10 protein-coding genes are annotated in these 12,431 nt (G+C 42.3%); 4 read left to right on the top strand and 6 right to left on the bottom strand.

All coding sequences use genetic code 11. The features are described from left to right. Positions 1-72: 72 nt before the first annotated feature. The 6 genes from SYN7502_RS04750 to SYN7502_RS04775 all read right to left on the bottom strand — a co-directional run bounded on the left by SYN7502_RS04750 (position 73) and on the right by SYN7502_RS04775 (position 3,983). Entirely contained in the window at positions 73-720 is a 648-nt protein-coding gene (locus SYN7502_RS04750) for an ATP-dependent Clp protease proteolytic subunit (RefSeq protein WP_015167742.1), read from the bottom strand. Positions 721-786: 66 nt separating this feature from the next. Next, positions 787-1,113 carry a BolA family protein gene (locus SYN7502_RS04755; RefSeq protein ID WP_015167743.1) on the bottom strand — a complete coding sequence of 109 codons (327 nt, stop codon included), beginning with the start codon at positions 1,111-1,113 and terminating at the stop codon, positions 787-789. A 3-nt stretch (positions 1,114-1,116) separates the two neighbouring features. Then, positions 1,117-1,713 (bottom strand): rhomboid family intramembrane serine protease, encoded by a 597-nt coding sequence (locus SYN7502_RS04760; RefSeq protein WP_015167744.1) that lies wholly within the window; start codon positions 1,711-1,713, stop codon positions 1,117-1,119. Positions 1,714-1,738: 25 nt separating this feature from the next. Next, entirely contained in the window at positions 1,739-2,320 is a 582-nt protein-coding gene (locus SYN7502_RS04765; protein ID WP_015167745.1) for a CPBP family intramembrane glutamic endopeptidase, read from the bottom strand. A 45-nt stretch (positions 2,321-2,365) separates the two neighbouring features. Then, complete coding sequence (locus tag SYN7502_RS04770; RefSeq protein ID WP_015167746.1) at positions 2,366-3,109, bottom strand: phosphoadenylyl-sulfate reductase; 744 nt, start codon at positions 3,107-3,109, stop codon at positions 2,366-2,368. Positions 3,110-3,170: 61 nt separating this feature from the next. Continuing rightward, positions 3,171-3,983 carry a pentapeptide repeat-containing protein gene (locus SYN7502_RS04775; protein ID WP_015167747.1) on the bottom strand — a complete coding sequence of 271 codons (813 nt, stop codon included), beginning with the start codon at positions 3,981-3,983 and terminating at the stop codon, positions 3,171-3,173. Positions 3,984-4,262: 279 nt separating this feature from the next. Between SYN7502_RS04775 and SYN7502_RS04780 the strand changes: the two genes are divergently transcribed. The 4 genes from SYN7502_RS04780 (at position 4,263) to SYN7502_RS04795 (ending at position 12,429) form a co-directional block, all read left to right on the top strand. Further along, positions 4,263-6,896, top strand: coding sequence for a DEAD/DEAH box helicase (locus tag SYN7502_RS04780; protein ID WP_015167748.1), 2,634 nt, complete (start codon positions 4,263-4,265; stop codon positions 6,894-6,896). A 101-nt stretch (positions 6,897-6,997) separates the two neighbouring features. Further along, on the top strand, positions 6,998-7,858 hold the full coding sequence (locus SYN7502_RS04785) for a tetratricopeptide repeat protein (RefSeq protein WP_015167749.1): 861 nt from the start codon (positions 6,998-7,000) through the stop codon (positions 7,856-7,858). A gap of 108 nt (positions 7,859-7,966) precedes the next feature. Then, the gene (gene thrS / locus SYN7502_RS04790) at positions 7,967-9,808 is read left to right on the top strand and encodes a threonine--tRNA ligase (RefSeq protein WP_015167750.1); all 1,842 of its coding nucleotides are present in this window, start codon (positions 7,967-7,969) and stop codon (positions 9,806-9,808) included. Positions 9,809-10,023: 215 nt separating this feature from the next. Next, a complete protein-coding gene (locus SYN7502_RS04795; protein ID WP_015167751.1) occupies positions 10,024-12,429 on the top strand; it encodes a glycoside hydrolase family 94 protein in 2,406 nt (801 codons plus the stop codon). Positions 12,430-12,431: the final 2 nt, after the last annotated feature.

Here is a 12,431-nt window from a genome sequence, read left to right on the forward strand (position 1 = left end):
TTTTTCCGTTTTTTAGCTTTTAAGATGAAGTTTGTACTTTTTTAGCTATATTTCTAGCTTATTTCTAGTTTTTTAAATGACGGCTGGAATAGCCTTAGGTAAATCTTTACGACTCTCTAAAACCTTATCAATTAAGCCATAGTCCTTTGCCTCTTGGGCAGTCATATAAAATAACCGATCCATATCCTTAGACAATTTTTCTTTAGTTTGTCCAGTGTTACGGGATAGCACATCAATCATGGTATCTCGATTAGCCATTACCTCTTTTGCCCGAATTTCAATATCCGTGGCTTGACCTCTGGCATAGCTTTTGGGTTGGCGTAAAACTATACTGGCATTAGGTAAACTGGCTCGCAGCCCCTTAGTCCCAGAGGATAGCAACATGGCGGCTGCACCGATCGCTGTACCAATACAAATGGTATGAATAGGCGGCTTGATATAACGCATAGTATCAGCTATGGCAAAAGCCTCGGTTTCATAGCCCACTGGCTCCCCATCTTCCCTGCCTGTACCCGTAGAGTTGATGTAGATATAGATAGGTTTGTCTGGGTCTTCGTACTGCAAATACAGCAATTCCGCCGTAATTAGTTCAGTGACGGCAGCAACTAAAGGTAAACCGATATATACAATCCGTTCTTTGAGTAATAAGGAGGGTAAATCTGGAGGGGGAGAACGAAAGTTAGTATCTCCGTAGTAACCTGCTTGAACAGCTTGATTCATCGTCTTTTGCTGGGGATTATATGCGTGTGAATATTGTTAGCTTATCACAGGGATTTGATCGTAATTTTATGGAATTGTAGGGTTATCCGAATTCTGCCGATCTGCCCACTGTTTAGGTGTAAATGTACTAAGGGATAGGGCATGAATGCTTGTCTGCATTTCCAAAGCTAGGGATTCATAGACTAGACGGTGTTGTTGCATCAGGCTTTTGCCTGCAAATAAGGGAGACACAATAATAGCGTCATAATGTCCACTACCTTCGGGTCTGTGCTTGTGGTGTTTATGGCGATCGCTTTGGTTCGTAATTTGCACAAATTCGGCTTCTAGTTTTGCAGTTAAGGTTGCCTGAATAGCAGAAATTAAGTCAATGGAATCAGTAGTCTCAGTATTCATTTATTAATTTGATTCAAAAGGTGGAGGACTTGATGGCGTTAACAGTCTTGCCGCAATTATGCCACCAATAAACCCAAATAAATGTCCTTCCCACGAGATGCCATGCTGAATCGGTAAAATACCCCATAGCACTCCGCCATAGAGAAAGGCAGCCAGAAATGACAGAATAACAGCAACAAAACTGCGTTCAAAGTAGCCCTTAAAGATTAAAAACCCTAGATAGCCAAATATGACACCACTGGCACCCACATGGACTGAATTAGGATTGCCCACAAACCATGTTCCCAAGCCCCCAATTAAAGCCGCCCAAAATGAGACAACGAAAAATTGATTTACTCCCCGCAGCATAATAAACCAGCCTAGGACTAAAAATGGCATTGTATTTGCCGCAACATGGGTAAAACTACCGTGCAGAAAGGGCGCAAATAAAATCCCCCTAAGTCCAATAATATTGTGGGGAATAATTCCAAATTGATCTAGCGATCGCCTAAATACAAAGGTATCAAGAATCTCTATAAACCAGATTAAGGCGACAAAGCTACCTAAAATTTGCAAATGATTACTAAGTTCAGCCCAAATTGTGGATTTTTTCTCAGTCATAGCCATCTAAAACTAGGGATTAAAACTAGAGATCGGATAATTTTTGCTGCTTGAGCTTCCAAATTAAGCCCGAGAGAGAGTTAGTAAAAATATGAGTCGTAACGGCGGGCAAAAGACTATCGGTGGCGATTGTTACTAGTCCTAAGCCAATACCAACTATTACCGCCCATGCTGCATACTGCCAATGTTTTAGGCTTGCCATGTGTAGGATACCAAAAATTAGACTACTCACAATTAAGCCAACAGCATTCATGCCAAAACTTGGTAATACCACTCCCCTAAATAGTAACTCCTCGCTCATACCGGGTAAAATACCCAGCCAAATCACATCTACTAACTCTAGGGGTTTAAGTACCATTTCCAAATAGGTATTGGCAGCAAGGCGGTAGTCCGCCCAAATTTCATAGATTAAACTACTGAGGAGAGTCACTAGTAAACCCAAGCCTATACCCCAAGCCAAGTGTATCGGCTGCCAACTAAGGGAAATCACCCGAGCATCAAATAAAAATGTCCAAGTTTTAGCAACAACCAACATGACCACTGCTGAGACTGCCATGCAGATTAAAACCTGCGATCGCGTAAGAGTAGGCATAACTGGTTCGGTCATCGTAATTGCATTTTTAGGATTTGCTCAGTAATAATACCCTGTTTCCTAGGACTTTGCCCTGACTAACTTACCATCAGCATTGACATGTAAGCCACATTCTTGGTTGTTTTGTTCCCACCACCATCTACCCGCCCTAAGGTCTTCATCGGGAGCGATCGCCCTAGTACAAGGAGCGCAACCAATACTAGGATAGTTTTGGTCATGGAGAGCATTATAGGGGACATTATTGGCTCGAATGTATTCCCATACTTGATCATAGCTCCAATCAATTAAAGGATTAATCTTGGCAATATCCCTAGCCACATCTAGCTCCACCACCTGCATTTCTTGGCGATTACTAGTTTGATCCCGCCTCAGCCCAGTCATCCAAGCATTTAAGCCCGTTAAAGCTCTTTCTAAGGGTTCTACTTTGCGAATGCGACAACAGAGCTTGCGATTATCCACACTGTCATAGAACAGGTTAATGCCATGCTGCTGTACCATAGTTTGTACAGATTCTGTATCAGGATACATAGTTTTAATCTGTAACTGCGGATATTTTTTAGCGATCGCTGCCATGACATCGTAGGTCTCCACAGGTAATCTGCCCGTATCTAAGGTAAATACACAGGCATCGGGTTGAATCTGCGCCAGCATATCGATTAAGACTACATCTTCTGCCCCAAAACTAGAAGCTAATCCTATTTGCGGATGAAACTTAGCGATCGCCCAGGTAATAATTTCTTGGGGGGTGGCATTTTGTAACTGGGATACGCCTGCATTAATCAGGTCTGTAGTGGATGAGGTCATGGCAAAAATCAATTTAGGTCTATGTCTAGAATATGGGATTTTGGAGCTTTTGATTTTGGTACTAAGAATTGGGAGTAGAATTAGGATTAATTTGGTCGAAGTCTTGCTCTGCTTGATCCTTAAATTGGCTACCATCGGGCATAGTGGCACCGTAGAAATTAGCATCACCCAAATTTGCCCCAATCATCGTGGCATGAACTAGTATAGCTTCCTTAAAAATTGCTCCTGTTAAATCTGCTCCAATTAAATTGGCTCTAACTAAAATCGTTCCACTGAAATTAGCAGACTTGAGGTTAGCATTACTTAACTTGGCTTTGTGCAGTAAGGCATCTTCTAAATTGGCATCACTTAAATTTGCTCCGCTTAGATTCGCCCCACTTAAGTTAGCACCGCTTAAATTGGCATTCTTTAAATTGGCATAGATCAAATCGGCATTAGTTAAATTAGCCTGTCGCAGATCAGCATTCTCTAAATTCACATAGACTAAATCGGCGTTACTGAGATTACTGCCTGTGAGGTTTACCCTTGCCATCCTTGCATTTCGCAAAATAGTTTCTCGCAAGTCGGCACCTTTAAGATCAGTATCATTGAGGTTAATTGAGCGCAGGTTAGCTCCGACCAGATTGGAACCACTTAAATCTACATGACTTAGATTAGCACCAATTAAATAGGCACCCATAAGGTTAGCATAGATCATCTCGGCACCGATTAATCTAGCGTCTCTGAGGTCAGCCGAACTAAGATTGGCTCCACTTAAGTTAGAATTCCTGAGGTCGGAATTACTCAAATCCGCATACATCAAATTTATATGTTCTAGGTAGCATCCCACGCACTTTTTCGTATCTAGTAATTGCTGTCGAAGCGATGGCTGCATAGATTTCAATGATCCTAGGTTTTTGTTAATATACCAAACCACCATCTTGCTTGCTTAAAAAGTTAGGAATTGCCTGATAAACTGCCAGACGAATTACTAGACTCTAATGTCAAAGTGTTGGAGATGCTCTTTTACGAGCTAATCAAGGTAATCCAAAAATAAAGGGACTAAAAACCTCTTTTTAATTTATGAAAGAACTCCCTATACTGAAACTCAAGGTTATGATAGTTGGAGTAGTAATGTATTGCTAGATTAACAGGTGTTGCTAGATTAATAGGCGTGAACTCTTTAGACCTCGATAAGTTATTTCCATTTGATTTAGATCAATTTCAGCATGAAGCGATCGCTGCTCTTAATGCTAGAAAGTCAATTGTAGTTTGTGCGCCCACGGGTTCCGGTAAAACCTTAATTGGTGAATATGCCATCTATAAAGCACTAAATGATCAGCGCCGAGTTTTTTATACTACTCCCCTTAAAGCCTTATCCAATCAAAAATTACGAGACTTTCGCGATCGCTTTGGTAACGAGAATGTAGGCTTACTCACTGGAGATACTTCCGTAAATCGTGATGCGCCGATCTTGGTCATGACTACGGAAATATTCCGAAATATGCTCTATGGTACCCCCATTGGGGAGGTGGGGACTTCGCTAACTGGCGTAGAAGTGGTGGTTTTAGATGAATGCCACTACATGAATGATCGAGCTAGAGGAACGGTTTGGGAAGAGTCAATTATCTATTGTCCTCCAGATATTCAATTAGTTGCCCTGTCTGCCACCGTTGCCAATAGCGCCCAATTAACCGATTGGATTAGTAAGGTACATGGAGTTACGGAATTAATCTATTCCGACTATCGCCCCGTGCCATTGCAGTTTCACTTTGCTAACCCCAAAGGTTTATTTCCCCTATTAGATAATTCGGGTAAAAAAATTAATCCTCGCCTGCGGGGTAATCCCCGTAATCTCAAAAAAGATGCGAATGGCAAACCCCCTAGGTATGAATCTCCTAGTCTGCCCTTTGTGATCTCGCAGTTGCAACAACGGGATATGCTGCCCGCCATTCACTTTATCTTTAGTCGCAAAGGGTGCGATCAAGCCATTGGACAACTGGATAAAATGTCGTTGGTGAATGAATCGGAGGCGTATCAACTTAAAACCCAAATCGATGCTTTCCTAGAAGCTAATCCTGAAGTGGGACGATCGCAATATATTTCTTCTTTATACCGAGGTATTGCCTCCCATCATGCGGGAATTTTACCAGCATGGAAAGGGCTAGTGGAAGAGTTATTTCAGCAGGGCTTAATTAAGGTAGTCTTTGCCACAGAAACCCTAGCGGCGGGAATTAATATGCCAGCACGAACCACGGTGATTTCCAGCCTATCTAAGCGCACCGACCGAGGGCATAGACTGCTTACAGCCTCAGAATTTTTACAAATGGCAGGAAGAGCAGGACGAAGGGGTATGGATGCTGTTGGTTATGTGGTGACGGTGCAAAGTCCCTACGAAGGGGCAAAGGATGCTGCCTATTTAGCCACCGCCCAAGCTGATCCCTTAGTTAGCCAATTTACGCCTAGCTATGGCATGGTCTTAAATCTGTTGCAAACCCATTCCATTGATGAAGTTAGAGAATTGGTAGAACGCAGCTTTGGTCAGTACTTGGCTGGCTTAGCAATGGAACCGCAGCAAGAATCGATCCAAGAACTGGCGGATGAAGTGGAGTTACTGGAAACCCAACTGGCATCTATCGACTTAGATTTACTAGAAGGTTACGAGAAACTCCGCGATCGCCTGCGGGAAGAACGCAGATTACATAAGATTCTATTTCAGCAATCCGAAGAACAAAGACTTAATGAATTAGCCGCCTATATTCCCTATGTACTTACAGGAACTTTGCTAATGATTAAATCAGAGTCAATTAAAACTCCGATCTCGGCTCTGCTTGTCGCTAAAATTCCTAGTTCTGGTAAATTTCCGTGGCTAGTTTGCCTGAGTCAGCGCAATAACTGGCATGTGATTTTATACAAAGATGTATTCCTGTTAGGCGAGCAGTGGTCTAGTTCCGACTTGGTTTATCCCGAACTACTAGTGCTAAAACCAGGGCAACATCTTAAGGGCGATGATTCCACCTCCGCGATCGCCGCTTCTATACCCACCCTAGAATTTCCCAATCTTCCACCCGAAGTCTTGGCACAGCAAGAAAAAGTTATTGAAGTCGAGGCACAGCTAAATGAACATCCCGTATCGACGTGGGGCGATCGCAGCATTATTGCCAAAAAAGCCCGAAAACTAGAGCAATTAAAAGAAAAACTCGAATATCAACGGGGAGTCTTGTCCCAAAAACAACAGCATCACTGGCAGGAATTTTCCAGCCTAGTCACAATTTTACAAAGCTTTGGTTGTTTACAAGGAGTTGAACCCACCGCCGCAGGACAAGTAGCAGCATCTTTACGGGGAGATAATGAGCTATGGCTGGCATTAGCATTTTTATCAGGGGAACTAGATAACCTTGATCCACACCATTTAGCTACAGCCTGTGCTGCCTTGGTTACGGAAAATAGTCGCCCTGATAGTCGAGTTAATTTTACGATTTCGCCCCTAGTTGAAGAGTCTCTAAGTGGATTGCGGGGACTGAGAAGGCAATTATTTCAAATTCAAAAAAGACATAATGTGGCAATTCCAATCTGGCTAGAATACGATTTGGTTGGATTAATTGAACAATGGGCATTGGGGATGTCATGGACGGAACTATGTGCAAATACCAGCCTGGACGAAGGAGATATAGTCCGCATTGCCCGTCGTACCTTAGATTTACTTTCGCAAATTCCCCATATTCCCCATCTACCTGAAACTATTCGTCAAAACGCCTATCGAGCAATGCAATTAATTGATCGGTTCCCCGTAAATGAGGTGATCTAGTGATCTGAGTTAGCAATCTAAGGCAAAAATTTTAGAGCAGAAATGATAATTTATCTAAACTGCCACTATGATATTGCTATGGTTTTCTTGGAGTTTTATTTGTGCTAGGAACGAAATCTAAGTCCCCTGAAATCGAAAATCATCACTATTGGTACGACCAAGGTACAGTTTTACTCAAGCAAAATCTCTACGTCGAAGCGATCGCCTCCTATGACATGGCGATAGAAATTCACTCCGAATATCCCCAAGCATGGTATAGCCGAGGCACGGCTCTCCGTAAATCAGAAAGGTACGAAGAAGCGATCGCCTCCTACGACACCGCCATTAAGCTCAAACCCAGTTATTACCAAGCATGGAACCTGCGAGGGGTAGCACTATTTATGTTATCTCAGTATCAAAATGCCCTAGATTCCTTTGATAAAGCTATTGGCTTTAAGTATGACTATTATCAAGCATGGAATAATCGAGGTAGTACCCTAGTCGGTTTGGGTGACTATAAGGAAGCGATCCTTTCCTATGATGAAGCAATTCGATTTCACCCTAATTTTTACCAAGCATGGAATAATCGGGGCAACTTACTCCGAAAGCTTCAACAATTTAGTAAAGCTCTTACCTGCTATGAAGAGGCACTAAAATACCAATCTAACCTCTATGAGACCTGGAATAACAAAGGGACAGTATTAGCAAGCTTAGAGCGTTATGATCAAGCGATCGCAGCCTACGGACAGGCAATTAGAGTTAAGCCCGACTACTATTTAGCTTGGTATAACCGTGGGCAGGTATTTGTAACCCTAGAACGCTACCAAGAGGCGATCGCTTCCTATGATCAAGCATTAAAACTGCAACCTGAATCCTATGAAGCACTTAATGGTAGAGAGACTGCTGTACAGAGATTTCAATCCTTAAAAGATCAATCTTTAAAAGATGAAGAAATAGCAACAAATTCATCTCCAGAGGAATGAGGGCAAACCAATGCGCTTGGATATAAAGCAACTTTAATAGCAGCAACAATCTATCTATAATGGTTAAACATTCTAAATTTCAATAAAGCTAGAAATTAAGCTACAAATATGGTTGCCGTAAAATCCGTTGATGCCTCTGCTGAAAATTTACCTAGTATGCTGCCCAAAGATATTCTCCGTCTGGCAGATCAAGAGCATCTTAAGCGTATTCGTCATACTTGCTCCCATGTGATGGCAATGGCAGTGCAGAAACTATTCCCAGAGGCAAAGGTCACCATTGGACCTGCGACTGAAAACGGATTTTATTATGATTTTGATCGGGCGGAACCTTTTACGACCGCTGACTTGAAAGCGATCTCCAAGGAAATGAAGCGGATCATCAAATGGAATCAGCCCCTTGTTCGTCAAGAATTTACCCGCGAAGAGATCAAAGCGGCAATTATCAAGCTCAATGAACCCTATAAACTAGAGCTTTTAGATGCTATCCCCGAAGGTGAAATCATTACTCGCTATACCATTGGTGATCCAGAGAAAATCGAAAATCCTTGGTGGGACTTATGTGCAGGACCACATTTGGCAACGACTGGGGAAATCAATCCCGATGCTTTCATGCTCGAAAGTGTGGCAGGAGCATACTGGCGGGGTGATGAAAAAAATGCCCAATTACAAAGAATTTACGGCACTGCCTGGGAAACCCCTGAGCAGCTAGAAGCATATAAAGCACAGATCGAAGAAGCAAAGCGCCGAGATCACCGCAAAATCGGTGAGGATTTACAGCTTTTTAGCATTCAAAAAGATGCGGGTGGTGGCTTAGTATTTTGGCATCCCCGTGGTACAGTCATGCGGAATATCATTGAAACATTTTGGAAAGAAACCCATGTTCAAAATGGCTATGAGCTGGTAACTACACCGCACATGGCAAATCTTGACCTTTGGAAATTATCTGGACATAACGACTTTTATCGGGAAAGTATGTTTCAGGCGATGGAAGTGGAAAATCAGTTCTACCAAATAAAACCCATGAACTGCCCTTTTCATATTTTGATCTATAAAGATACTCTGCATTCCTATCGAGAGTTACCAATCCGTTGGGGTGAACTGGGAACGGTTTATCGGTATGAGCGATCGGGAACCATGCATGGATTAATGCGGGTGCGAGGCTTTACCCAAGATGATGCCCATATTTTCTGTACTGAAGAGCAAATGTCATCGGAAATTTTAGGGGTTTTAGACTTAGCTGAGCTAATTCTTTCGACCTTTGGCTTTGCTAATTACGAAGTTAATCTTTCCACCCGTCCCGATAAATATGTCGGTTCTGATGAAATTTGGGATAAAGCTACGGATGCGCTGAAATCTGCTTTAAATCAGAAGGGATGGGCATATCAAGTGGATGCTGGTGGTGGTGCTTTTTATGGTCCCAAAATTGATATTAAGATCGAAGATGCGATCGGTAGGCGTTGGCAATGTTCCACCATTCAAGTAGATTTTAATTTACCCGAACGCTTTGATATGGAATATGTGGGTGCAGATGGTAATCGTCACCGTCCAATCATGATCCATCGGGCATTATTTGGTTCTTTAGAACGGTTTTTTGGCATTCTTACGGAAAACTATGCAGGGGATTTCCCTTTGTGGTTAGCTCCTGTACAGGCACGTTTAATTGCTGTCAATGAAGACCCCGCAATTTTAGAATATGCCCAATCCGTAGCGGCAAAAATGCAAAAACTAGGATTACGGGTGCAGGTTGATACCAGTGGCGATCGCATGGCAAAGCAAATTCGTAAGGCAGAACTAGAAAAAATTCCTGTAATGGCAATTATAGGAGCCAAAGAAGTAGAGGCAGAGTCTCTGAGTATCCGTACCCGTAAATATGGGGATTTAGGTGTAATTCCTACAATGGAGGCGATCGAGAAAATGCTAACAGCTGTTAAAAATCATGATTGGTTCTAACGTTTGAGATTACTACACGTGGATAACCCCTAACGCGGCTGGAGTAATCAAATATATATTCTCTTCCCCGAACTCAGGTTTATGAGACTTCAAGTTGCAAATTCATAGGGGCAATAGATCAAAAAGATAGAGCTAGTTTTTTAATTTTCTTAATGCGATCGCAGCTAAAAAGTTTAAGCTTATACAGGCAAAACCTGATTGCATAGGGAATAGGAATGAACAAATACGGATACTATAGTGCTGACTACCGAGAATTTATTATTACCGATCCTCGCACGCCACGCCCGTGGTTTAACTATATGTGGAATGGGCATTATACAGGTTTAATTTCCCATACTGGTGGTGGATTTAGCTTTTTAGATTCTCCCCGTGATAATCGTATTACCCGTATGCGTTACAACTCCTTACCTTGGGATCGCCCCGGTCGCTATGTAATGGTTAAGGATATTGCTACAGGCAAGTATTGGTCTCTTAGCTGGGCACCGACCATTGATTTAGCCTATGACAAATATGAATGCCATCATGGGCAGGGTTACACCAAGATTATTACCGAGATAAATGGGATTCGGGGTGAGATTACCTACTTTGTCCCCAATGATATTAATGCCGAGATTTGGCAAGTCAAGCTGACTAATTTAACAGATGAAAACCGCAACCTAGAAATTTATAGTTTCACGGAATTATTAATGGGTAATGCCCTCAACGATCTCATCAACCAACCCAATGATAAGCACTTTACAGATATTCACTTTGATCAAGAAACTCAAGCATTAATTGCCACTCGCCGTTACTGGGTCTTAAATAAAAAAGTGTCGGTGGCACAGCCGAATATTGATTGGAAATATCAACTTTATTTTGCTAGTTCCCTCCCTATTTCTGGGTTTGATAGTAGTTTGGATACTTTTATTGGACGCTGGCGATCGGAAGCAAATCCTCAGGCAATAGAAACAGGGATCATGCAAAATACGGAAATTACGGCGGGTGATCCAGTGGTGGCATTGCAATCAAAACTAGAATTAAAAGCTAATGAGTCGTTGGAATTTGTGATTACCTTAGCGATCGCTCCGAAAAATGCAGAATCTCCTCTAAAAAGTTATCCCCTAACTAGTCTTGAGTTTGTTAATACTAAGTTCCAAGAATTAAAAACTAAATGGGATCGTCATCTTTCCACAGTTCAAGTTAATACGCCCGATCCAAATTTCAATATCATGCTCAATGTTTGGAATCAGTATCAAGCGGCTGTAACCTTTGATATGGCAAGAAATTCTGGCTATTATCACGGTGGCTTACTATTTGGGACTGGCTTAAGGGATCAGTTTCAAGATATTTTGGGCGTGGTCATGGTCGATCCCGATCGCGTGCGGAGCCGTTTATTAAATGCTTTAAGGTTCCAGTTTGCTGATGGTTCGACTTTGCATAACTTCTTTAAACTCACTGGCACTGGGGAAAAAACTAATCACTCTGATACGCCGCTATGGATTCCCTTTGGTTTAGTGGAATATCTCAATGAAACTGCTGACTTCACAATTTTAGATGAGGTGGTTGTCTATCATGATCAGGGGGACGGTACGGTTTACGAACATTTAATTAAGGCGTTGGATTTTGCTATTGCCAGTATGAGCGATCGGGGAATGCCGAAAATTAGAAACGGAGACTGGAATGATACCCTTGATCACATTGGTACCCAAGGGAAGGGCGAAACGGTTTGGGGTACTTTTTTCTTGGGCTATGTTCTCAAAAAGACCTTTGCCTTATTAGAACTTAGGAACGATCAAACTAACCTAAATCGCTTTCAAGCTGTTTATACAAATTTGGGTGAAACTGTTAATAAATACTGCTGGGATGGAGAATGGTATTTACGCGCCTTTAGGGATAATGGGGAGCCAATTGGGATTAAAGCCCATAAACAGGGGCAGATTTTCCTCAATGCTCAGTCTTGGGCAGTAATTTCGGGGTTAGCTCCAAAGGATCGTGCCGATCAAGCTTTACAGTCCTGTCAAACATATCTAGCAAAACCCAACGGCATGCAGATTGTCTTTCCCTCCTATACCGTAGTTGAGGATAATGTCGGGCTAATTAGTCGGTGTGTACCGGGCAAAAAGGAGAACGGTGCCATTTTTAATCATGCTTCCTCTTGGTTTGTGTTGGCTTCTCTTTTAAATGGTGATCAAAACAATGGAGGCGTGGATTTTGGCTATGAAATTTATCGGCGGATGATGCCTATTAACTCTTCGCAAAATAGCGATCGCTACGAAGTCGAGCCCTACGTTTATGCCGAATATGTCACTAGTCCCGATCATCCCACCGACGGACAGGCAAGTCATTCATGGCTTACGGGTACAGCCGTTTGGATGCTGCGGATTGGCTTAGATTACATTCTGGGCTTCCAACCCCACCTAACGGGCATGATTATCGATCCACATATTCTTTCGACATGGGAGGGGTTTACAGCTACTCGAAAGTTCAGGGGTAAAACTATTCATCTAACAGTGAAAAATCCAAATGGTAAAAACTCTGGGATTCGCTCTATGTTGGTTAATGGGATTAGAGTAGAAGGTAACTTCTTAAATATTACTCAATTTACGGAAACTATATTAAATGTGGAAGTATTGATTGGGTAACA

The organism is Synechococcus sp. PCC 7502, from assembly GCF_000317085.1.
Taxonomy (GTDB): Bacteria; Cyanobacteriota; Cyanobacteriia; order Pseudanabaenales; family Pseudanabaenaceae; genus PCC-7502.